Raw genomic sequence first — 22,719 nt, 5'->3', positions numbered from 1 at the left:
AACAATCCAGGCCTTTGGCGATGCCCACCGGGCGGGCTCAAGACAACCCTTTATCGACATGAAGCCCGACAGCGCGCCCCCTTCGGAAGTCAATGCGGCGGAGTTCGCCTGGCAGACGGACGACGTGTTCGGCCGCATCGCCGGCCGCTACGACCGGCTCTGTGATCTGTTCAGCCTCGGCATCCACAGGCTGTGGAAGCGGCGCGTGGCGCAGGCCATTGCCCGCGAGGCCTGGGGCACGTTGCTGGACGGCGCCACCGGCACGGGCGACATCATCCTGCGCGTGTTGCCCCAGGTGGCTGGCCAGCGGCGCACGATCATCGCGTCAGACATCAGCCCCAAGATGCTTGCCATCGGGGCAGACCGTCTCGGCGGCCACCGGGACTCGGTGGACCTGAGGCAACTCGACGCCGAGGCCATGCCGACGATTGCGAGCGGCAGCGTCGACGCCTATTCGATGTCGCTCGCGCTCAAGATCTGCAATCGCCGGCTGGCGATGCAGGAGGCGTGGCGCGTGCTGCGCCCGGGTGGACGGTTGATCGTGCTGGAGGCGTCCAACATCGCGTGGGCGCCGTTGCAGCGGGCCTACCTGCTCTACATGTCGCTGTGCATGCCGCTGCTGGGCTGGCTGGCGACGGGCGGCGACGCGTCGGCCTACAAATACCTGCTGCACGGCATTCGCGACTTTCCGACGGCCGAGGCGCTCGCAGAGGAACTGCGTGCGCAAGGCTTTGACGACGTGGCGTTCGAGCGCCTCTCGCTGGGCATCGTCGCCATCCACACGGCCCGCAAGCCGGCGCAATAGCGGGCGAACTAGCGGGCTTCAGTCCGCCTGCGGTTTGGCGGCTGCCGGCCGGCCGCGCCCGCGCTCTTCCAGCCACGCCTTGGCCGTCGAGAAGTGCCCGCAGCCGATGAAGGGCCGCGGCGGCTTCAGCGCCGACAGCGGCGACGGGTGGTTGGCCTTCAGCACGAGGTGGCCTTGGCGCGCGGCCTCGATCAGCGGGGCCTTGGCCTGGGCGTAGGCGCCCCAGAGCATGAAGACCTTGGGCGCGGCATCCTCGGCGGCTGCCTTGATGAGGGCGTCGGTCAGCACCTCCCAGCCTTGGCCCGCGTGGCTGGCGGGCTGGCCGTCTTCCACCGTCAGCACGGCGTTCAGCAGCAGCGTGCCGCCCTCGGCCCAGCGCACCAGGCTGCCGTTGGGCGGGAAGGGCTTGCCCAGGTCGCGCTGGATCTCCTTGAAGATGTTGCGCAGGCTGGGCGGCAGCGGCACGCCGGGTGGCACGCTGAAGGACAGGCCTTCGGCCTGGCCGGGGCCGTGATACGGGTCCTGGCCAAGGATGACGACGCGGGTGCTGACCAGCGGCGTCAGCGTCAACGCACGCAGCGGCTCGGGCGGGTAGATCGTGGCGCCGGCGGCGACACGTTGCTCCAGAAAGGCTTCCAGCCGCTGGCCCGCCGGCGAGGCCACCCAGGCCTCCACGACGGGAAGCCAGTCGGTGTCGGGGAGGTCAAGAGGCAGTCTCATATCCGTGGTCCCATGAAACTTTCGGGCCGAGCGCCGGGCCGCTCCCAAGCCGGCCCGCGCTGGCGATGCGCGCGCGGCTCGATGCCGCGAGCATCGCCGCCCCCTCGGGGGACCGACCAGACGCGCACGCGTCCAGCGATGCGAGGTTGGGCGAGGGGCGTTCTCACTCGAACAAGTTTGCCAGCGCCTGGCCGGGGTCGGGCGCGCGCATGAAGGCCTCGCCGACGAGGAAGGCGTGTACGTTGGCGCTGCGCATCCGTTTCACGTCCGCCGCGCCCAGGATGCCGGATTCGGTCACCAGCAGCCGGTCGGCTGGCACGCGGGGCAGCAGGCCCAGCGTGGTGTCCAGCGTCACGTCGAAGGTGCGCAGGTTGCGGTTGTTGATGCCCACCAGCGGCGTCTTCAGCTTCAGCGCCCGGTCCAGCTCTTCGCCGTCGTGCACTTCCACGAGCACGTCCAGGCCGAGCGCATGGGCGGTGGCTTCGAGGTCGGCCATCTGTGAGTCGGCCAGGCAGGCGGCGATCAGCAGGATGCAGTCGGCGCCCATCGCGCCGGCTTCCATGACCTGGTATTCGTCCACCATGAAGTCCTTGCGCAGCACCGGCAGCTCGCAGGCGGCGCGCGCTTCCTCCAGGTAGGCCACGGAGCCCTGGAAAAAGCGTTCATCGGTCAGCACGCTCAGGCAGGCCGCGCCGTTGCGGGCATAGCTCTCGGCGATCTGCGCCGGCTTGAAGTCCTCGCGCAGCACGCCCTTGCTGGGGCTGGCTTTCTTGATCTCGGCGATGACGGCCGCACGGCCGGCGGCGATCGACGCGCGCAGTGAGCGCTCGAAGCCCAGGCGTTCGCCCTTGCGCGCTTCGGCCTCTTCACGCTGCGAGGCCAGCGAACGCTTCAGCTTCGCCGCCGAGATCTCCTCCCACTTGACCTCGACGATGCGGTTCAGGATGTCACTGCTCACACTTTCGCTCCCAGGCCCTGCGTGGCCTTGACGAAGGCGTCCAGCTTGGCGCGCGCCGCACCGCTGTCCAGCACCACGCGGGCGCGGGCGATGCCGTCGGCCAGCGTCGGCGCCACGTTGGCGGCGTAGAGCGTTGCGCCGGCGTTCAGCAGCACGATGTCGCGGGCCGGGCCGGGCACACCGTCCAGCACGCCGATCAGCATCACGCGCGACTGCTCCGGGCCTTCCACCTTCAGGCTGCGGTTGCTGGCCATGGCCATGCCGAAGTCCTCGGGATGGATCTCGTACTCGCGCACGGCGCCGTCCTTGAGCTCGCCGACCAGCGTCGTCGCGCCCAGCGAGATTTCGTCCATGCCGTCCTTGCCGTAGACGACGAGGGCGTGCTCGGCGCCCAGGCGCTGCAGCACGCGCACCTGGATGCCGACGAGGTCGGGGTGGAAGACGCCCATCAGGATGTTGGGCGCGCCGGCCGGGTTGGTCAGCGGGCCCAGGATGTTGAAGATGGTGCGCACACCCAGCTCGCGCCGCACCGGCGCGATGTTCTTCATCGCCGGGTGGTGGTTGGGCGCGAACATGAAGCCGATACCGCATTCGGCCACGCTCGCAGCCACCGCGCGCGGCGTCAGCTGGATGTTGGCGCCCAGCGCCTCCAGCACGTCGGCGCTGCCGGTCTTGCTGCTGACGCTGCGGTTGCCGTGCTTGGCCACCTGGGCGCCCGCTGCGGCGGCGACGAACATCGAGCAGGTGGAGATGTTGAAGCTGTGCGCGCCATCGCCGCCGGTGCCCACCACGTCGACGAGGTGGGGCAGCGGCCCGAGCGGCACCTTGTTGCTCAGCTCGCGCATGACCTGCGCCGCGGCGGTGATTTCGCCGATGGTTTCCTTCTTCACGCGCAGGCCGGTCAGCAACGCGGCCGCGATGACGGGCGACATCTCGCCAGCCATGATGCGACGCATCAACGTCAGCATCTCGTCGTGGAAGATCTCGCGGTGCTCGATGACGCGGGTCAGGGCTTCGGTGTCGGTGATGGGCATGTCAAACCTCAGGCGGAACGGCGTTCGGGCTGGCTCTGGTGCAGGTAGCGGGTCAGCAGGTCGCGCGGTGGCGGCACATCGGCCTGGCGCATCAGCATGCCGACGGCACCGCGGTGGTAGCTGCCGTGGTGGATGACGTGGGCCAGGATTTCCTCGCGGCTCATGCGGCCGGTGTCGCCGTCGGTGAAACGAAAGCTCAGGATCTCCTCCAGCTGCTGCGGCTGCAAGCTGCGCAGGTGGTCGAGGTACCAGCCGTCCACGCGCTCGACCGAAGCGCGTAGCTCGTCAAGCGTCGGTGTCGCATCGGTGTTCGTGGCCAGGAAGCCATGCGGCTCACCACGCAGGTGGGCCGCAAAGATCTGGTCCACCACGTGGATGTGGTTGAGGATGCGGATCGCCAGATGGCGGCGCTCCGGATGGGCCTGCGCATCGACCTTGGCCATCTCTGCGAACAGCTCGCGGTTGATCGAAGCCTTCTGCTCGTACAGCGAGATCAGCAGCGTGGATGTCGACATGTCAGGGCCGCCCGGCCGCCCGAAGGCACTGACGCGCCCCCTCGGGGGGCAGCGAACGGAGTGAGCGTGGGGGTCGGTTCATTCAAGCCTCCAGGAACTCGCGGGCCGCCGCGATGGCGTGGTCAATGCCGGCGGCATCGACGTCCAGGTGGGTCACAAAGCGCAGGCCGATCAGGCCGGTGGCCAGCACGCCGCGCGACTTCAGGTGTTCCAGCAGCGCCGGCGTGCGGCCATCGCTGACCTGGGCGAAGACGATATTCGTCTGCGGTGGCGTGACCGTGACACCCGGCAGCGCAGCCAGGCCTTCGGCCAGGCGCTTGGCCAGCGCGTGATCGTCGGCCAGGCGCTCGACGTGGTAGGTCAGCGCATGGTCGGCCGCCGCCGCCAGCAGGCCCACCTGGCGCAGGCCGCCGCCGAGCATCTTGCGGGAGCGGTAAGCCTTGGCGATCAGCTCGCGCGTGCCCACCAGCATGGAGCCGATGGGCGCGCCCAGGCCCTTGCTGAAGCAGATGGAGACGGAGTCGAAGGGCCGTGCCAGGTCGGCCACGCTGCGGCCGGAGGCGACTGCGGCGTTGAAGAGGCGGGCGCCGTCCAGGTGCGTTGCCAGCCCGCGCGAATGCGCCAGCTCGCAAGCGGCATTGGTGTACTGCGTGGACAGCACCTGGCCACCCCAGGTGTTCTCCAGCGCCAGCAGCCGTGTGCGCGCGAAATGCGGGTCGTCGGGCTTGATGGCGGCCGCGATGTCTGCAAGCGCCAGCGTGCCGTCGGGCTGGTTGTTCAGCGGCTGGGGCTGGATGCCGCCCAGCACGGCCGCGCCGCCGCCCTCGTAGCGGTAGGTGTGGGCGAGCTGGCCGACGATGTACTCGTCGCCGCGGCCGCAGTGGGCCAGCAGGCCGCAGAGGTTGCTCTGCGTGCCGCTGCTCATGAAGAGGGCGGCCTCCTTGCCCAGCAACGCCGCCACGCGCTCCTGCAGCGCGTTGACGGTCGGGTCGTCGCCGAAGACGTCGTCGCCGACCTGGGCGGACGCGATGGCCGCGAGCATGGCCGGCGTCGGCTTGGTGATGGTGTCGCTGCGCAGGTCGACGACATGGCCGGTCGCCGCGCCGCCCGAGCCGGGTGCGTAATCACTCATGCCTTCAGCTCCAGGAAGTTGCGCAACATGGCGTGCCCGTGCTCGCTGAGGATGGACTCGGGGTGGAACTGCACGCCTTCCAGCGGCGTGACCGTGCCGGCCAGCTCGCGGTGGCGCACGCCCATGATCTCGCCGTCCTCGCTGCGCGAGGTGATCTCCAGCACGGCCGGGCAACTCGCTTCCTCGATGACGAGGGAGTGGTAGCGGATCACCGAGAAATCCTTGGGCAGGCCGGTGTAGACACCGCGCTGGTCGGTTGTGATGGTGCTGGCCTTGCCGTGCATCTGGCGCTGGGCCCGGATGATCTTGCCGCCCAGCGCCTGGCCCATGGATTGGTGGCCCAGGCACACGCCCAGCAGCGGCTTCTTGCCGATGAAATGCTGGATGGCCTCCACACACACGCCCGCTTCGTTGGGCGTGCAGGGGCCGGGCGAGAAGACGATGTGGGCCGGATCCAGCGCGGCCATCTCGGCCACGGTGATCTCGTCGTTGCGCACCACCTTCACGTCGGCGCCCAGTTCACCGAAGTACTGGACGAGGTTGAACGTGAAACTGTCGTAGTTGTCGATCATCAAGAGCATTTAGAAGCCCTCCTCAACCAGCTCGGCAGCGCGCAGCAGGGCGCGTGCCTTCGCTTCCGTTTCTTGCCATTCCAGCTCAGGCACAGAGTCCGCCACGACACCCGCCGCCGCCTGCACGTAGAGCATGCCGTTCTTGATGATGCCGGTTCGAATGGCAATCGCCAGGTCCATGTCGCCGGCAAAGCTCAGGTAGCCGCAGGCACCGCCGTAGATGCCGCGCTGCACGGGCTCCAGCTCGTCGATGAGTTCCATGGCCCGCACCTTGGGCGCGCCGGTCAGCGTGCCGGCGGGGAAGGTGGCCTTGAGCACGTCGAGTTGGCCGACCTCGGGGCGCAGCACGCCCTCGACGTTGGAGACGATGTGCATCACGTGCGAGTAGCGCTCCACGGCGAAAGACTGCGTCACCTTGACGCTGCCCACGCGGGCGATGCGGCCGATGTCGTTGCGTGCCAGGTCGATCAGCATCAGGTGCTCCGCGCGTTCCTTGGGGTCGGCCTGCAGCTCGGCTTCCAGTTCCAGGTCTCGCTCAGTGGTCGAGCCACGCGGGCGGGTGCCGGCCAGCGGGCGGATCGTGACCTTGCGTGAGCCGTCGCCCGCATGCTCCTCGCGCACCAGGATCTCGGGGCTGGCGCCAACGATCTGGAAGTCGCCCAGGTCGTAGAAGTACATGTAGGGGCTGGGGTTCAGCGCCCGCAGTGCGCGGTACAGCGCGATGGGCTCGGCCTTGTAGGGCTTGGAGATGCGCTGGCCTACCTGCACCTGCATCAGGTCGCCGGCGGCGATGTATTCCTTGGCCTTGGCGACGGCGGCCAGGTAGTCGGCCTTGGCAAAGCCGCGGGTGACCGGGTGCGATTCGCCGCGGGTGACGCGCGGCACGCTGACCGAGTAGGTCAGCTTGTCGCGCAGGCCGGACAGGCGCTTCTTCGCGCGGAAGTAGGCCTCGGGCTGGCGCGGGTCGGCCCAGACGATGAGATAGAGGCGCCCGGAGAGGTTGTCGATGACGGCGACTTCCTCGGACAGCAGCAGCAGGATGTCGGGCGTGCCCAGGCCTTCGCCCGGGTGGACGTGGTCCAGGCGCTTCTCGATGGCGCGCACGGCCTCGTAGCCGAAGTAGCCCGCCAGGCCACCGCAAAAGCGCGGCAGGCCGGCCGGGATCTTGGGCTTGATGCGCTCCTGGTAGGCGGCGATGAAGTCCAGCGGGTTGCCCTCGTGCGTCTCGACGATGGCGCCGTCCGTGACGACCTCGCAGTGCGGGCCTGTCGCGCGGATCAGCGTGCGGGCCGGCAGGCCGATGAAGGAGTAGCGCCCGAAGCGCTCGCCGCCGACGACGGACTCCAGCAGAAAGCTGTTGCGGCCATGGCCGGAGCCTGAGCAGAGCTTGAGGTAAAGGGACAGCGGGGTTTCGAGATCCGCGAAGGCCTCGCTGATGAGCGGGATGCGGTTGTAGCCCTCGGAAGCGAGGCTCTGGAATTCGAGTTCGGTGATCACGACGTCAAACCTTGAAAGACAAGTTTCAGGGCTTGGCGTGCAGCCCGGTGGAGAACGGGCAACGCGGAAAAATGCGCGTCAGGGCGCGCCAAGCAGCATCAGGCCAGGGCTGACCAGCGACGCCAGGGCCAGGCTCCCCGGTCGCTCGACCCCGTGATGTACTTCCGCGTGATGAACATGATCGGGTCAGTGTATCAGCGGGGTTTTCATCGTGTCGCGCCATACTTCGGCTCACGAAGATGCCGCCATCGCGGCACAGCAACGGAGCGAGACATGCGCGCATTCATCGTCGCGGCCCTGGTGGCCGTGGGGAGTCTGGGAGGGGCGGCGGCCTGGGCCGAGACGGTCGAGGTGGCCAATGTGAAGTACGAGACGGCCATGGACCTGGCCGGCCAGAAGCTGGTGCTCAACGGCGCCGGCATCCGCTACAAGTTCGTCGTCAAGGTCTACACGGCAGGGCTGTACCTGACCCACAAGGCCGGCACGACGCCGGAGGTGCTGGCGGCGCCCGGCCCCAAGCGCATCCACATCCAGATGCTGCGCGACATCGACGGCAACGAACTCGGCAAGCTCTTCACCAAGGGCATGGAAGCCAACTCGCCGCGCGAGGAGTTCATCAAGTGCATCAACGGCGTGCTCAAGCTGAGCGAGGTGTTCGCCAGCCGCAAGCAGTTGAACAACGGCGACAGCTTCTCGGTCGACTACGTGCCCGGCCTGGGCTCGACGCTGCTGCTCAACGGCAAGCCGCTGATGACGGAGCCCATCAAGGAGCCCGAGTTCTTCACGGCCCTGCTGCGCATCTGGCTGGGTGACAAGCCAGCCGACGACGGCCTGAAGGACGCCCTGCTCGGCATCAAGAAGTCGCGTCGGGGATCCTGACCTCGTCCAAGCGGCCCAGGTGCTGCAGGGCCGGCACGGCGAGGATGTCCTCGCCGTGGTTGTAGCCGTAGGTCATCAGCACCAGCGGGCAACCGGCCGCACGCGCCGCCTCGGCGTCGTTGCGCGAGTCACCCACCATCCAGGTGGCTGAAGGCGGCGTGCCCAGCGCCTCGCAGGTCTTGAGCAGCGGCAGCGGGTCGGGCTTCTTGCGCTCGAAGGCATCGCCGCCGAAGACGTGGGTGAAGTACCCGTCCAGCCCCTTGCGCTTGAGCAGCTCGCGCGCCGGCTCGCCGGGCTTGTTCGTCAGCACGGCTAGCGGCAGGCCCATCGACCGCAACAGCTCCAGCCCTTCGACAACGCCGGGGTAGACGGCCGCATGCTCGCCGTTCAGCGCGGCGTAGTGCTGCTGGTAGAGCGCCCAGGCGCGGTCGAACAACTCGGGTGCGCCGCCGACGTGAGTCAGCGTCGTACGCACCAGATGCTCGCTGCCACGGCCGATGGTGTGCTCGATGAAGTCGCGTGTGACGCCGGGCAGGCCCAGGTCGGCCAGCACCTGGCCGAGCACGGCGACAAAGTCGCCCAGCGTGTCGATCAGCGTGCCGTCGAGGTCGAGGATGCAGGCCTGGGGAGGGGGGAGCGGGGCGTTCAAGGTGCGGCGGCAGGAAGTGGCCGCGCATTGTCGCCACGCTCGATGAGCGCTCAGGACGCTAGCATCAGATAGTCCGCCGTGTAGGGCACCCGCTCCACCGCACCGGCGACGCTGGCATCACAGGCGCGCTGCGGCGCGGTGCCGCCCTGCGTGTTGACGCGCTGGATGGCGGTGACCGAAGCGAAGCGGCCAGCCGGACCGACCGAGCGCGCCGACAGCAGCAGCCAGGGAATGGCGCCGGGCTGGGCGGCATCGGCCTTGGCGTCCACCGCGCCACGCACGCGGCTGCCGTCCGCAGCCTGCCAGTGCGGGCCGGCGTCGTGGTTGCCGATCTGCGTGCCGCTGGCGTCGAACAGCGCCGCCTGAGGTGCCACGAATTGCCAGGCGTCGGCGCGGCATTCGTAGATCTGCACGCCACGGGCACTGATGCGCTCCAGCACTTTGGCGCTGCCGCTGGCCGAGATGGCCACCGGCAGGCCGGCATTGGCAGGCGCCGTGGCCACGCGCTGCGCCGCCAGCGCGCCGACGCGCCGCCCCATGTCCAGCCCGACCTGCGTCGACGTGCGGTAGTGGATGCCCGCCCAGATGCGCGCCAACGACACCTCCTCGGTGAAGGCCTCCACGGTGGCCCAGCGGTGCGTCGCGCCGTTGGCCGTCGGGCTGCTGGTCGCGAGTTCGGGCAGGCGGCCACCTGCCACGTCGGCCTTCACCACTTCGCCCAGCGACGCCGCGAGGACGCTGTGGGCACTGGGGTACTCGGGGTGCATGGGCGTGTCGATCAGCGGCGCCCAACCGGCCTCGACCGCCGTGTCCTCCCGGGCATCGCGGTCGCCGTTGCGGATGGCCGTGACGGGGCGCCAGAAGCCGTAGTGGTACTTGGCATCCATGATGGCGATGAGGCCGTCGTCCATGGCCTGGGCGGCGGCGGCGAACAGCTTGGCGTTTTGCGCCGCGCTGCGGCCGGGCGTGTCGGCCACGGAGCGCAGCACGCCCATGTAGATGGACGGCAGCGAGAACTCCCAGAATTTCGCAACCTCGGTCTGGGCGGCGGTGCGCTGGGTGCTCGCCTTGCCGCCCAGGGCCTTCACCTCGTTGAAGTCGCGTGCCCAGGCCTCGCTGTCCAAGGCAGGCGGCGGCGCGGGGCGGAACTGGGCGCCGTCATTCATCAGCCAGGGCTTGCGCTGGCCCCAGTGCGGCGTGGCCACGGGCACCGTCGGCACGTACTGGCCCGACGTGGTGTGGGGCCGGTAGGCATCCTTGGCCGCGGCGCCGTCGCCCGCGCGCCAGGCCAGCACGCGGCGGGCGGCATGTTCGCCGGCGGCGGCGCCTTCAGTCACCGCGGTGGCGTTGCCGAGCTTGTCCATGGCCTTGCGGTAGGCCGCGGTGATGTCGGCCTCCTGCTGCGGCATCAGTTGCAGGAGGGTGGTGCGGCTGGCAGCGGCCACGGCGGCGTCGGGGCTGGCCTGCAGGCGCTGCGCGTCGGCGACGGCTTCGTGGACGGCGGTTTGCACGATGGCCATGGCGCGCACGGCGGGCGGTGTGCCCATGCGGGCCTGCACCATCAGCTCGCCGGCGGTGATGTTCCAGGCGGTGACGACGTCGGCTTGTGCCGCCGACGCGGCGGCCAGCAGGGCCAGGGTGGGGAGAGAAGTTTTCATGATGAGCATGCGTTGAAGCCATGCGGCGGCCAGGCCCGGTGGCCCGGGCCGCATGGAGGTTCGTGGAATCAGGCGGTGGTGACGACGATCTCGGCGTATTCGCTGGGCACGACCAAGCCGCGTCCGCCGCCGATGTCGTGGTCCTTCGTCAGCGCGAGGATGTCGCGCTCCAGCGCAGCGCCGGCCTCTGCGTCCAGGGCAGCGAAGGCCTTGTGCGTGGGGCCGTAATAGGTCTTGAACACCTGCAGGAAATGCTCGGCCGAGCGGTAGCGGAAGTTGAAGTGCTTGCGCTCGACGCGCAGGTCGCTGGCCGACGGGCCGAACAGCGCCGTGATGTGGGCTTCCGAGCCCCACAGCGCCGGCGAGCGCAGGCCCGCGGGCGGCGGCAGATGCTTGCCCAGCGTCTTGAACAGCTGGCCGATGAAGCCCTCGGGCGTCCAGTTCGCCAGCGCGATGCGGCCACCGGGGCGCACGACGCGCAGCATCTCGCGCGCCGACGTGGCGTGGTCGGGGGCGAACATGACGCCGAAGGTCGACATGACGACGTCGAAGCTGCCGGCCTCGAAGGGCAGGGCTTCGACGTCGGCGACCTCGAAATGCACGGCCAGGCCCTCGGCTTCGGCGCGCTGGCGGCCCTTGTCGAGCAGGGCGCCTACGTAGTCCGTCGAGGTGACACGGGCGTAGCGGCGCGCGGCGGCCAGCGTCGCGTTGCCATTGCCGGCAGCGACGTCGAGCACCAGTTCATCGGCGCGCACATCGGCAGCCTCGGCGAGCTGCTCGCCGACGATCTGCAGCGTGGTGCCGACGACGGCATAGTCGCCGCTGGCCCAGGTGGCCTGCTGGCGTTGCTTGATGGCGGCATAGTCGGGGGCTGCCGCGGTGGGGTTCAGGGTGGTCATGATGAGCAATTCCTTGACGGTGAAGAGAGAAGGCCGATGTCGTGTGGATCGGTCTGCCAATGGTTGGTTTTTGGTTGATTTCGCGCTTCACCGTGCGTCGCCCGCGCTTGCTCGCGCGTCCGTGCAAATTACCGGGAGGCGCTCATGAGCACGATGGACCCGCTGTCCGACGTGCTGCGCAGCGTGCGGCTGCGTGGTGGCGTGTTCTTCCACGTGAGCTGCCGCGACGAGTGGTCCGCCCAGGCCGCGTCGGCGAGCGAACTGGGCCCGGCGGTGATGCCGGGCGCCGAGCACGTCATCGAGTACCACCTGTTCGTCAAGGGCGCCGGCTGGGTGGCCGTGGACGGCGAGCCGCCGATGCGCCTGGAACCCGGCGATCTCATCATGCTGCCGCATGGCGACGCGCATGTGGTGTCGAGCGCGCCCGGGCTGAAGCCCGTCGAGGATGACGGCGGCTGGCTGCTGGAGATGCGCGATGCGCCCAAGCCGATTCCCATCACCTACCGCGGTGGCATGTTCCTGCCGGGCCAGGGGTTGCCGAGCGAGGAGGCCTCCACCGTGCTGATGTGTGGCTTCGTGGCCTGCGACCTTAAGCCCTTCAACCCCTTGATCGACGCGCTGCCGCGGTTGCTGCGGCTGCGCGCGGCCGATGTCGGGGCCTGGGTGGCGCCCATCATGGAGCAGGCGGTGGCCGAGTGGGACACCCCGCGCGCCGGCGGTGGTGCGCTGCTGCAGCGGGTCAGCGAAATGGTGTTCGCGGACGCCACGCGTCGCTACCTCGACTCGTTGCCGGAACAGGCTCAGGGTTGGCTCGGCGGCCTGCGCGACCGGCAGGTCGGCCGCGCCCTTACCCTCATGCACGCCGAGCCCGCGCAGCCCTGGACGATGGACGAGCTGGGGCGCCGCGCCGGGCTGTCACGCTCAGCCCTGCACGAGCGCTTCGTGGCCTTTACCGGCCTGCCGCCGATGCAATACCTGACCAACTGGCGCATCCAGTGCGGCGCCCGTCTGCTGCGCGAGAGCCCCGCCAACGTCGCCGACGTGGCGGTGCAGGTGGGCTATGAGTCGGAGGCGGCGTTCTCGCGTGCCTTCAAGCGCGCAACGGGTTCACCGCCCGCCGCGTGGCGCCGCGAGCAGGCCGCAGTGGCGAACTAGGCCTTCAGCAGCCCATCGGCCTTGAACATCGCCTTGATGCCGCGCACCGCCTGGCGGATGCGCGACTCGTTCTCGATCAGCGCAAAGCGCACATGGCCGTCGCCGTGGTCACCGAAGCCGATGCCGGGCGACACGCAGACCTTGGCCTTCTCCAGCAGCTGCTTCGCGAACTCCAGCGAGCCCAGCTCGCGGTAGGGCTCGGGGATGGGCGCCCAGATGTACATGCTGGCCTTGGGGCAGTCCACCGCCCAGCCGGCTTCGATCAGGCCCTTGTAGAGCACATCGCGGCGGCTCTGGTAGCTGGCGGTGATGTCCTTCACGCATTGCTGGTCGCCCTCCAGCGCAGCGATGGCCGCCACCTGCAGCGGCGTGAAGGTGCCGTAGTCGTGATAGCTCTTGATGCGGGCCAGCGCCGCAACGAGATCGGGGTTGCCCACCATGAAGCCGATGCGCCAGCCGGCCATGTTGTAGCTCTTGGACAGCGTGAAGAACTCGACCGCCACGTCCTTGGCGCCAGGCACCTGCATGATGGACGGCGCCACATAGCCGTCGAAGACGATGTCCGCATAGGCCAGGTCGTGCACGACGAGGATGTCGTGCTTCTTGGCCAGCGCCACGACGCGCTCGAAGAAGCTCAGCTCCACGCACTGCGCCGTCGGGTTGGATGGGAAGCCGAACACCATCATCTTGGGCTTGGGGTAGCTGCCGCGGATGGTCTTCTCCAGCTCGGCGAAGAAGTCCACCTCGCTGCTGACGGGAATGGCGCGGATGTCGGCACCGGCGATGACGGCGCCGTAGATGTGGATGGGGTAGCTGGGGTCGGGCACCAGCACGGTGTCGCCGCGGTCCAGCGTGGCCAGCATCAGGTGGGCCAGGCCTTCCTTGGAGCCGATGGTGACGATGGCCTCGTGGTCAGGGTCGATGGCGACGCCGTAGCGGCGCTCGTACCAGTGCGAGATCGCGCGGCGCAGGCGCGGGATGCCCTTGCTGGCCGAGTAGCCGTGGGTGTCAGGCCGTTGCGAGACCTCGTTGAGCTTGGCGACGATGTGAGCCGGCGTGGCCCCGTCGGGGTTGCCCATGCTCATGTCGATGATGTCCTCGCCACGCCGACGGGCCGCGAGCTTGAGCTCGGCCGTGATGTTGAAGACGTAGGGCGGGAGGCGATCGATGCGCGCGAAACGGCGCTTGCCGCCGGAAGCGGAAGAAGAGGAAGTCATTGGCAGTGTCACGTGAGCGCCCGGAACCGTCCGAGCGACGTGGGCGGCTTGGCGCCGCACCGCGGTCGACTCTAGCGCACTAAGCTGCGCGAATGAGTCCTCCCGAACTCCTCAAGTTGAAGGTCGATGACGACACCACCGTCTCGGCCCTGTGGCTGCAGCCACCGCAGCCGCAGGCCACCTATGTCTTCGCCCACGGCGCGGGCGCCGGCATGCACCACAGCTTCATGGCAGAGCTGTCGCAGGCCTTGTTCGACCGGTCGGTGGCGACGCTGCGCTACCAGTTTCCCTACATGGAGCGCGGCTCCAAGCGGCCCGACACGCCTGCCGTGGCCCACGCCGCCGTGCGTGCTGCGGCGGCGACGGCGCGCAGCCGCCTGCCCGACACTCCGCTGTTCGCGGGCGGCAAGTCCTTTGGCGGCCGCATGACCTCGCAGGCCCAGGCCGCCGAGCCCATGCCCGGCGTGCGTGGGCTGGCGTTTGTCGGCTTTCCGCTGCACCCGGCCGGCAAGCCGGGTATCGAACGCGCCGCACACCTGGCCCAGGTTCGCGTGCCCATGCTGTTCCTGCAGGGCACACGCGACGAACTGGCCGAGCTGGCCTTGCTGCAGGGCGTAATCCAGGGCCTGGGTGACTGGGCCGAGCTACACGTCGAGGACGACGCGGACCACGCCTTCCATGTCAGGGCGCGCAGCGGGCGCAGCGATGCGCAGGTGGTGCTGGCGCTGGCGACGACGGTTGCCAGGTGGAGCACCCAGCGAACCTAGCGCAAGCCGGTGCAGCTTGCCGTGGTGCGCGGCGCGAGCAGCGGCATCAGCCCGTCTGGCCGGTCAGCAATGCGCTCCAGCACCGGGTAGCGCAGCCCGCCGCGCCAGTCGATCTGCAGCGTCTCCTGGCGGTCGTCAACCTGCATCGTCAGCTGCACGCCGGGCGCGGCCTCGGTGCGTGCCACCGCGTCGACCAGTGCCGCCGCACTGAAAGGGCTCTCGCCGACCTGCAGCACGCGCATTCCCGGCACCAGCCCGGCGCGGAAGGCCGGGCCCTGCCACGCGACGGACTTGACGACGCCCTTGGCCGTCACCGTAGCGCCGATCGAGGCGCTCAGGTCGGTGATGCCGTCGTTCTTCTCATGCTGCAGGAACAGGGGTGTGGGTTGGGCCCGGTAGGCCAGCCGCCAGCCGTGCGAGGCCAGGCCATCGAGCACCGGTCCGTTCTCGTGCCCCTCCACCCGCCCGCGCAGTTCGCGTCGCCAGTCGCCCGGCACTCGCCGCGCCAGCGTGCGGGCAATGTCGTCAGCGGTGTAGGTCTGTGTCGCGGTGGCGGGTGTGGTGTGGCCGAAGAAATCCGCGGCGAAATCGTCCAGCCCGTGGCGGCCGCCGGAGCGTTCACGCAGACGGCCGTCGATGGCCAGCCACAGCAGCACGCCTTCGACGTAGTAGTCCTCGCGGCGCTGCCAGTCCCGCCACGACATGCTCAGCCCACGGTACAGCGTGGTGGGATCCAGCGCGCTGTCGGCCAGGTTCTTCCAGGCGCGGCCGGCGCGGGTCTCGACGCTGGCCGCATCGATCGCCAGCAGGTCCCGCGTGTCCTGCACGGAGCGCAGGCCGGCGCGGGCGGCGATCACGCGTGACCAGAACTCGGTCTGGCCCTCGTACATCCACAGCAGGCTGTTGCGCATCGGCGTGTTGGGCGTGGGCGCCCACAGGTCGGCCGGCACGCGCTGCATGCCGTTCCAGGCGTGGATCAGCTCATGCGCTAGCACGTCGATCTCGGGCAGGTAGGACGCCGGCGCGCTCAGGAAGTCCGCAGGCAGGAAGACCTCGCTGGACTCGCGATGCTCGATGCCGCCGGGGCCCGGCAGCCGGTCATCGAGCGCGATCAGGAAGTCGTAGCGTGCAAACGGGTCGGCACCGAACACGCGGCGGGTTTCGGCGAGCAGCCTTGCCATCGGGCAGTCGAGCGCCTCGGCCCGCTGCAGCGCGGCGGCATCGGTGGCCAGCCAGTGGGCCTGGACGGTGCTACCCGGCCCGCCCACCGCCCGCCGCGCCACCTGGGGAGCGGCGAAGACGGGCGAGTCGATCAGCCGCTCCAGCGACGTGGTCTCGAAATCGACCTGATCGCCGCTCGCCGCACTGCGCAAGGCCGACGCATGCTGGAAGCCGGCCGGCAGCGTCAGCCGGGGGTGGACGGCAATCTGGCGCACGAAGTGGCCGGCCGGATACAGCAGCAGGCGGTTCCAGTCCAGCCCGACGAAATCGCGCAGCAGCTTGGCCGACGCGTCGCGCGTCAGCGGGGCGAGGTACTGGAAGTTGATGTCCAGTGCCTGCGTGCCGGCCGGCACGTCGACGTGGAAGGCGTGCGGGTCCAGCGGGTCGCGAGTCCAGGCCAGGCGTTGGTTGCCGGCGTGGATGACGAGGCCGGCTAGCTGCTGCACGGCGATGGTGGGCGCGTGGCTGGCCATTTCCCAACGCGGATAGAACAGCACCAGGGCGCCGGCCGCGTTGACGGGCAGCTGCTCGTGGACGGTGACGATGCGGCGGCGGGTGTCGGAGGCATCGACCTGCAGCTCAATGGTGCCCGGCCAGCGGACGTCGCGTGGCGTGGGCAGTGCCTGTGGCGGGGCCAGGGGTTGGGGAGGCGGTGTGGCGGCCAGCGCCAGGGGTGCGGCCAGCAGCAAGGCCAGCAGCATCGTGGGTTGTGTCATGTCGATGAGGATGCCCGGTATGGCGCCGGAACTTAAGCGGCAACGCCGGCGTTGGCTGGAAGTCACGCGCCGCGCTGCCGAGTTCCTAGAATCCGACGATGAACGCATCTGCCGCCCCCATCGTTTGCATCGGCGGCCTCAACATCGACCGCAAGCTCAAGCTGCTGGCCAGCGCGCTGCCTGGGTCGTCCAACCCCTGTGAATCGCACGAGACGCCCGGCGGCGTCGTGCGCAACGTAGCCGAGAACCTGGCGCGCCTGGGCCTGCCCGTGGCGCTCGTCGCGGCCGTGGGCGACGACGCGGGCGGGCGCATGCTGCTGGAGCAGGCCGCCGCCGTCGGCATGGACACGCGCGCCGTCATCCGGTTGCGCCGCCACGCCAGCGACAGCTACACGGCCGTGCTCTCACCCGACGGCGGCCTGGAGCTGGGCCTGGCCTCGATGCCCCTCGTCGAGAGCCTGAACCCCTGGGCGCTGGAGTCCAGCAAGGCGTTGCGCGCCAGCGCTGCCCTCGTCGTGGCCGACGGCAACCTGCCCACCGATGCCTGGCCGCTGCTGCTGGGCGAGGCGCGTGCCAGCGGCATTCCGCTGGTCTGCGTGGCCGTGTCCGAGGCCAAGATGGGCCGGCTGCCGGAGCGCCTGGAAGGGCTGCACCTGCTGGTGATGAACGCGGGTGAGCTGGCCACCATCGCGGCCGATGCGAACGAGGCGTTCGATGTGCTGCACGCCCGCGGCGTGGGCTGCGTGCTGGTGTCCAAGGGGCCTGAAGGCCTGCTGCTCAGCACGCCGGACCGCGCGCCGTGCCACTGGCCGGCGCCGCAGGTGCACGTCGTGGATGTGACCGGTGCGGGCGACGCACTGTCCGCCGGCGTCTGCGCGTCGCTGCTGAAGGCGCCCGACGATTTCGATGCCGCCGCCCGCCTGGGCCTGGATCTGGCTGCGCTGACGCTGCAGACCGAGGACAGCGTCCACCCCGAACTGACCCCGCGATTCCTCAGCGATCGATGAACAACCCATGAACGACCTGATCCAACTCTCGCCCGAAGTGGCCGCCGCCCGTGAGCAGGGGCGCCCCATCGTCGCCCTCGAATCGACCATCATTGCCCACGGCATGCCCTGGCCGCAGAACCTGGAGACGGCCCGCCAGGTCGAGGATGTCATCCGCATCGAGGGCGCCGTGCCGGCCACCATCGCCGTCATCGGCGGGCGCATCCGCGTGGGCCTGACGGATGCCGAGCTGCAGCAGCTCGCCCAGGCGCCCGACGCGATGAAGCTCAGCCGCCGCGACCTGCCCTTCGCCATCGCGACCGGGCGCCTTGGCGCCACCACCGTGGCCGCGACGATGATCTGCGCCCACCTGGCCGGCATCGAGGTGTTCGTGACCGGTGGCATCGGCGGCGTGCACCGCGGCGGGCATGAGAGCTTTGACATCTCGGCCGACCTGCAGGAGCTGGCGCGCACGCCGGTGGCCGTCGTCTGCGCGGGCGCCAAGTCCATCCTCGACCTGGGCCTGACGCTGGAGTACCTGGAGACGCACGGCGTGCCGGTGCTGTCGGTTGGCCAGGACAACTTCGCCGCCTTCTTCACGCCCGACAGCGGCCTGAAGGCCGACTTCCGCATGGACGATGCCGAGCAACAGGCGCGCTTCATCCGCGCCAAATGGGCGCTGGGCCTGAACGGCGGCGTCGTCGTCAGCAACCCGGTGCCGGCCCACGATGCGATGCCCCGCGAGGAGATCGATGCGATCACGGCTCAGGCGCTGGCTGAAGCCGACGCGCAAGGCATCGTCGGCAAGGCCATCACGCCCTTCCTGCTGGGGCGCATCAAGGCGCTGACGGGCGGGCGCAGCCTGGCCACCAACATCGCGCTCGTGAGGAACAACGCCGTCGCGGGCGCACGCCTGGCTCGCGCGCTGCAGAACTAAAGCCGAAAAACGCGCAAGCTGGGGGTGGCCAGCAAACTGCGAGCAAAACAGGCCGGTTAAGCTGATCTGTTTTTCAAGTCAACCCCTATTACTTTCAGCAGGCTTGCATGCGCGCGACCTCCCCCCTGTTTCTTTGTGGCCTGGTGCTGGCCCTTCTGGCCGGCTGTGGGCGCAAGGACGATGCCGGTGGCGCGTCGGCACCGGCTGGGGCGGCCAGCGCACCGCCGGCGCAGAACGTCGGCGTCGTCAAAGTGAAGCAGGCCGACGTGCCGATCACGGTGGAGGCCAGCGGCACCGTCACCGCGCTGCAGAGCGTGGACGTGCGCGCGCAGACGACCAGCATCGTGGCCCAGGTGCTCGTCAAGGACGGCCAGAACGTCCGCAAGGGCGACCTGCTGTTCCGCTTCGATGACCGTGGCGACCGCGCCGCGATGGAGAAGGCGCGCGCCCAGCTGGCCCGCGACCGCGCCAGCCTGAACGACCTGGAGCGCCAGCTCAACCGTGCCAAGGAGTTGAAGGCGCAGAACTTCATCGCCCAGAACGCGGTGGACACGGCCCAGGCCAACTTCGACGCCGGCCAGGCCCTGATCCGCAGCGACGAGGCCGCGATCCAGGCGACCCAGGTCACGCTGGGCTACAACGAGTTGCGCGCCCCCATCAGCGGCCGCGTCGGCATCGTCAGCGTCTACCCCGGCAGCCTGGTGCAGGCCAACGCGACAGCGCTGCCGCTGGTCAACATCGCGCAGCTGGACCCCATCGCCATTAGCTTCACGGTGCCCGAGACCCAGCTCGGCTCGCTGCTCGCGGCCACGCGCGCCGGTGAGCTGGATGTCGAAGCCCTGCCGCCGCCGGGCTCGCTGCGCGGCGCGACGTCCATCAAGGGCCGCGTCTCGGCGGTGGACAACCTCGTCGACAGCAGCACCGGCACGATCAAGGTCAAGGCCGAGTTCGACAACAAGGCCCAGGCGCTGTGGCCGGGCCAGTACCTGCGCGTGCGCGTCACGCTGCGCACGCTCAAGGGCGTGACGGTGGTGCCCCAGGCCGCCATCATCATCCGCGGCAACGAGCGCTCGGTCTACGTCGTCGGCCCGGGCGACACGGCCAAGCTCGTGCCGGTGCAGTTGCGCCAGGCCATGGGCGAGCAGGCCGTGGTGGAGGGCCTGGACGCCACAGCCCAGGTCGTCATGGAAGGCAAGCAGAACCTGCGGCCCGGCACGCCGCTGCGCATCCAGGCCAGCAGTGGTAGCGGCGCGGCCTCGGCCGCATCGGCCGCATCTGCAGCAGCTTCGGGCGCTGACAAATGAGGTTGACGGAGATGTTCATCCGGCGGCCGGTCATGACCGTGCTGCTGAACCTGTCGCTTGTCATCGCCGGCCTGGCTGCCTGGAGCAAGATCCCGGTCGCGGCGCTGCCGTCGTACAACACGCCCATCATCAACGTGGGCGCGTCGCTGCCCGGGGCGTCGCCCGAGACGATGGCGTCGTCTGTGGCGCTGCCGCTGGAGAAGCAGTTCGCCACCATCGCGGGCCTGCAGACCATCTCGTCGACCAACACGCTGGGCAGCACCTCGCTGACGCTGGAGTTCGATCCTTCACGCAACATCGATGCGGCGGCGGTGGACGTGCAAGCGGCGCTGTTCCGCTCCCTGCGCGCGCTGCCGGCCGAGATGACCTCGCCACCGAGCTACCGCAAGGTCAACCCGGCCGATGCGCCGGTGCTGCTGGTGGCGCTGACGTCGCCCTCCATCGACCTGACCGAGCTGAACGACTACGCCGAGAACCTGCTGTCGCCGGGCCTGTCGACCATCGACGGCGTGGCCCAGGTGTCCATCTTTGGCCAGAAGCGCTATGCCGTGCGCATCAAGGTCAAGACCGACCTGCTGAACCAGCGCAACATCACGCTCGACGAACTGCAGACGGCCGTGCGCGCCGCCAATGCCAACACGCCGGTGGGCGTGCTGGACGGCTCTCGCCAGACGCTGACCATCCAGGCCAACCGCCAGCTGCGCAATGCCACCGAGTTCGGTCGCATCGTCGTCGCCTCGCGCAATGGCGCGCCGGTGCTGCTGCGCGACGTGGCCGACGTGCAGGACAGCGTCGAGACCAGCAAAACCTACTCCACCTACCAGGGCGAGCGCTCCATCGTGCTGGCCATCCAGCGCCAGCCCGACGCCAACACCGTGCAGGTCGTCGACAAGGTCAAGGCCCTGCTGCCGCGCTATGCGGCGCAGATGCCGGCGTCCATCAAGATGGACACGCTGAACGACCGCTCGGTGTCCATCCGCGAGTCGCTGCACGATGTCTATGTGACGCTGGCGCTGACGGTGGGCCTGGTGGTGCTGGTGATCTTCATCTTCCTGCGCCGCGCGGTGGCCACGCTGATCCCGACGGCCTCGCTGCCCATCTCGCTGATCGGCGCGCTGACGCTGCTGTTCGCGCTGGGCTACTCGCTGGACAACATCTCGCTGCTGGGCATCACGCTGGCCGTGGGCCTGGTGGTGGACGACGCCATCGTCATGCTGGAGAACATCGTCCGCCACGTCGAGGACGGCATGAAGCCCTTCGACGCGGCCGTGCGCGGCGCGCGCGAGATGGCCTTCACCATCCTGTCCATCTCGGTCTCGCTGGTGGCGGTGCTCATCCCCATCTTCTTCATGCCGGGTGTCATCGGCCTGCTCTTCCACGAGTTCGCCGTCGTCGTCGGCCTGTCCATCCTCGTGTCGGCCGTCGTGTCGCTGACGCTGGTGCCCATGCTGTGCAGCCGACTGCTGAAAGCCGACGAGCACCACGAAGACGGCCCGATGGGGCGACTCTTCGAGCGCGGCTTCACGGCCACCTTGAACGCCTACACGCGCACGCTGGACCTGGCGCTGCGCCACCGCCCCTGGGTGCTGGGCGTGGCGGCCTTGAGCTTCGTCGCGACCATCTGGTTCTACACAACCATCCCCAAGGGTTTCTTCCCCGAGGAGGACATCGGCCAGATCTCTGCCAGCACCGAGTCCGCCGAGGACACGTCGTTCGCCGCGATGACCGTCCTGCAGGACCGTGTGGCGGCTATCGTGCGCGGCGACCCCAATATTGCCGCCGTCAGCTCGGCCGTCGGCGGCGGGCCGTCGGGCAGCGCCACCAACACTGGCCGCATGTTCATCAACCTGAAGGCGCGTGGCAGCCGCGAGCCCATGCCCAAGGTGCTGGAAGGCCTGCGCAAGAAGCTGCGCGCGGTGCCCGGCATCCAGGTCTATCTGCGCCCGATACAGAACCTGCAGCTCGGCGGCCGCCAGAGCAAGAGCCGCTACCAGTACACGTTGCAATCGGTGTCGACGGGCGAGCTCAATACCTGGTCAACCAAATTGCAGGAGAAGCTGCGCAGCGACGAGCGCTTCCGCGATATCACGAGTGACTCGCAGCTGCGTGGCCTGCAGGCCAGTCTCGTCATCGACCGCGAGCGCGCGGCCATCCTGGGCGTGCAGATGCAGGACCTGCGCAACGCGCTGTACGGCGCCTTCGGCGAGCGCCAGGTGTCCAGCATCTATGCCGAGAGCAACACCTACCAGGTCATCATGGAGGCCGGCGAGGACGACCGCAGCAGCGAGGCCGCCTTCGACAAGATCTATCTGCGCGGCAAGAACGGCGCGCAGGTGCCGCTGACGGCCTTCGCCACCGTGCAGCGCACGCTGGGCCCCACGGCGGTCAACCACCAGGGCCAGTTGCAGGCCGTCACGATCAGCTTCAACCTCGCGCCCAACGTGCCGTTGGGCGACGCCACCAAGCAGATCGACACCTTCACGCGCGACATCAAGCTGCCGCCCAGCATCATCACCAGCTACGGTGGCGACGCCGCCGTGTTCCAGGATTCGCAGGGCGGCCAGCTGCTGCTGATCGGCCTGGCCGTGGCCGTCATCTACGTGCTGCTGGGCGTGCTCTACGAGAGCTATATCCACCCGCTGACCATCCTGGCCGGCCTGCCGTCGGCCGCGGTGGGCGCGCTGATCACGCTGCAGCTGTTCGGCATGGAGCTGACGATCATTGCCACCATCGGCATCGTCATGCTGATCGGCATCGTCAAGAAGAACGCGATCATGATGATCGACTTCGCGCTGGACGTGCAGCGCAGCCAGGGGCTGCCGCCCGCCGAGGCGATACGCCAAGCCTGCATCCTGCGCTTCCGGCCCATCATGATGACGACGCTGGCCGCGCTGATGGGCGCGCTGCCCATCGCGCTGGGCCTGGGTGCCGGCGCCGAGCTGCGCCAGCCGCTGGGCCTGGCCGTGGTGGGCGGCCTGATCCTGTCGCAGGCGGTGACGCTTTACATCACGCCGGTCATCTACCTGGCGCTGGACCGCTTCAGCGGCACGGGGCCGGACGTCCGCGAGGTTGCGGACTTCTCCAGCAAGGCCGCCTGA

20 protein-coding genes are annotated in these 22,719 nt (G+C 69.2%); 8 read left to right on the top strand and 12 right to left on the bottom strand.

The features are described 5' to 3' along the window. The first annotated feature begins 58 nt into the window (after window positions 1–58). Complete coding sequence (locus AC07V5_RS02165) at window positions 59–805, top strand: ubiquinone/menaquinone biosynthesis methyltransferase (RefSeq protein WP_495113841.1); 747 nt, start codon at window positions 59–61, stop codon at window positions 803–805. Window positions 806–823: 18 nt separating this feature from the next. Here the strand turns inward: AC07V5_RS02165 and AC07V5_RS02160 are convergent, their stop codons facing one another. The 7 genes from AC07V5_RS02160 to trpE all read right to left on the bottom strand — a co-directional run bounded on the left by AC07V5_RS02160 (window position 824) and on the right by trpE (window position 7,233). After that, complete coding sequence (locus AC07V5_RS02160) at window positions 824–1,525, bottom strand: uracil-DNA glycosylase (protein ID WP_495113839.1); 702 nt, start codon at window positions 1,523–1,525, stop codon at window positions 824–826. Window positions 1,526–1,688: 163 nt separating this feature from the next. Continuing rightward, window positions 1,689–2,483: an indole-3-glycerol phosphate synthase TrpC gene (gene trpC / locus AC07V5_RS02155; protein ID WP_495113837.1), complete on the bottom strand. Its 795-nt coding sequence runs from the start codon at window positions 2,481–2,483 to the stop codon at window positions 1,689–1,691. Then, a complete protein-coding gene (trpD, locus tag AC07V5_RS02150) occupies window positions 2,480–3,517 on the bottom strand; it encodes an anthranilate phosphoribosyltransferase (RefSeq protein WP_495113835.1) in 1,038 nt (345 codons plus the stop codon). The genes trpC and trpD overlap by 4 nt, the downstream gene beginning before the upstream one ends. 8 nt (window positions 3,518–3,525) lie before the next feature. Further along, window positions 3,526–4,032, bottom strand: a complete 507-nt coding sequence (locus AC07V5_RS02145; protein WP_495113833.1) for a DinB family protein — start codon at window positions 4,030–4,032, stop codon at window positions 3,526–3,528. An 82-nt stretch (window positions 4,033–4,114) separates the two neighbouring features. Further along, a complete protein-coding gene (ltaE, locus tag AC07V5_RS02140) occupies window positions 4,115–5,164 on the bottom strand; it encodes a low-specificity L-threonine aldolase (RefSeq protein ID WP_495113831.1) in 1,050 nt (349 codons plus the stop codon). Continuing rightward, window positions 5,161–5,745 (bottom strand): anthranilate synthase component II, encoded by a 585-nt coding sequence (locus AC07V5_RS02135; RefSeq protein ID WP_495113829.1) that lies wholly within the window; start codon window positions 5,743–5,745, stop codon window positions 5,161–5,163. Before AC07V5_RS02135 ends, ltaE begins: the two co-directional genes overlap by 4 nt. Beyond that, window positions 5,746–7,233 (bottom strand): anthranilate synthase component I, encoded by a 1,488-nt coding sequence (gene trpE, locus AC07V5_RS02130; protein WP_495113827.1) that lies wholly within the window; start codon window positions 7,231–7,233, stop codon window positions 5,746–5,748. It lies immediately after the preceding gene. A 273-nt stretch (window positions 7,234–7,506) separates the two neighbouring features. On the opposite strand from trpE, the gene AC07V5_RS02125 reads away from it, so the two are divergent. After that, window positions 7,507–8,112, top strand: coding sequence for a chalcone isomerase family protein (locus AC07V5_RS02125; RefSeq protein WP_495113825.1), 606 nt, complete (start codon window positions 7,507–7,509; stop codon window positions 8,110–8,112). Here the strand turns inward: AC07V5_RS02125 and AC07V5_RS02120 are convergent. The 3 genes from AC07V5_RS02120 to AC07V5_RS02110 form a co-directional block, all read right to left on the bottom strand. Next, a complete protein-coding gene (locus tag AC07V5_RS02120) occupies window positions 8,087–8,761 on the bottom strand; it encodes an HAD family hydrolase (RefSeq protein WP_495113823.1) in 675 nt (224 codons plus the stop codon). The genes AC07V5_RS02125 and AC07V5_RS02120 overlap by 26 nt on opposite strands. 50 nt (window positions 8,762–8,811) lie before the next feature. Beyond that, the gene (locus tag AC07V5_RS02115) at window positions 8,812–10,419 is read right to left on the bottom strand and encodes a DUF3455 domain-containing protein (protein WP_495113821.1); all 1,608 of its coding nucleotides are present in this window, start codon (window positions 10,417–10,419) and stop codon (window positions 8,812–8,814) included. A gap of 68 nt (window positions 10,420–10,487) precedes the next feature. After that, the gene (locus tag AC07V5_RS02110) at window positions 10,488–11,318 is read right to left on the bottom strand and encodes a class I SAM-dependent methyltransferase (protein WP_495113819.1); all 831 of its coding nucleotides are present in this window, start codon (window positions 11,316–11,318) and stop codon (window positions 10,488–10,490) included. 144 nt (window positions 11,319–11,462) lie between these two features. Here AC07V5_RS02110 and AC07V5_RS02105 point away from each other — a divergent pair, with 144 nt between their 5' ends. Beyond that, window positions 11,463–12,473, top strand: a complete 1,011-nt coding sequence (locus AC07V5_RS02105) for an AraC family transcriptional regulator (protein ID WP_495113818.1) — start codon at window positions 11,463–11,465, stop codon at window positions 12,471–12,473. Here the strand turns inward: AC07V5_RS02105 and alaC are convergent. Next, window positions 12,470–13,690 carry an alanine transaminase gene (gene alaC, locus AC07V5_RS02100; RefSeq protein WP_495113817.1) on the bottom strand — a complete coding sequence of 407 codons (1,221 nt, stop codon included), beginning with the start codon at window positions 13,688–13,690 and terminating at the stop codon, window positions 12,470–12,472. The two genes, AC07V5_RS02105 and alaC, sit on opposite strands and share 4 nt — an antisense overlap. Before the next feature lie 92 nt (window positions 13,691–13,782). Between alaC and AC07V5_RS02095 the strand changes: the two genes are divergently transcribed. Then, window positions 13,783–14,457 (top strand): alpha/beta hydrolase family protein, encoded by a 675-nt coding sequence (locus AC07V5_RS02095; protein ID WP_495113816.1) that lies wholly within the window; start codon window positions 13,783–13,785, stop codon window positions 14,455–14,457. On the opposite strand, the gene AC07V5_RS02090 is transcribed toward AC07V5_RS02095, so the two are convergent. Then, the gene (locus AC07V5_RS02090; RefSeq protein ID WP_495113815.1) at window positions 14,454–16,394 is read right to left on the bottom strand and encodes a M61 family metallopeptidase; all 1,941 of its coding nucleotides are present in this window, start codon (window positions 16,392–16,394) and stop codon (window positions 14,454–14,456) included. The two genes, AC07V5_RS02095 and AC07V5_RS02090, sit on opposite strands and share 4 nt — an antisense overlap. A gap of 98 nt (window positions 16,395–16,492) precedes the next feature. Here AC07V5_RS02090 and AC07V5_RS02085 point away from each other — a divergent pair, with 98 nt between their 5' ends. From AC07V5_RS02085 to AC07V5_RS02070, 4 genes are all read left to right on the top strand, one after another. After that, window positions 16,493–17,401 carry a carbohydrate kinase family protein gene (locus AC07V5_RS02085; RefSeq protein ID WP_495113814.1) on the top strand — a complete coding sequence of 303 codons (909 nt, stop codon included), beginning with the start codon at window positions 16,493–16,495 and terminating at the stop codon, window positions 17,399–17,401. 7 nt (window positions 17,402–17,408) lie between these two features. Continuing rightward, window positions 17,409–18,317 (top strand): pseudouridine-5'-phosphate glycosidase, encoded by a 909-nt coding sequence (locus AC07V5_RS02080; RefSeq protein ID WP_495113813.1) that lies wholly within the window; start codon window positions 17,409–17,411, stop codon window positions 18,315–18,317. Window positions 18,318–18,424: 107 nt separating this feature from the next. After that, complete coding sequence (locus tag AC07V5_RS02075; protein ID WP_495113812.1) at window positions 18,425–19,621, top strand: efflux RND transporter periplasmic adaptor subunit; 1,197 nt, start codon at window positions 18,425–18,427, stop codon at window positions 19,619–19,621. Continuing rightward, on the top strand, window positions 19,618–22,719 hold the full coding sequence (locus AC07V5_RS02070; protein WP_495113811.1) for an efflux RND transporter permease subunit: 3,102 nt from the start codon (window positions 19,618–19,620) through the stop codon (window positions 22,717–22,719). Before AC07V5_RS02075 ends, AC07V5_RS02070 begins: the two co-directional genes overlap by 4 nt.

This window comes from Roseateles sp. GW821-FHT02E12 (genome assembly GCF_059421665.1).
The sequence above is the reverse complement of the archived record's forward strand: the minus strand, read 5'-3'. Positions and strand labels throughout refer to the sequence as shown.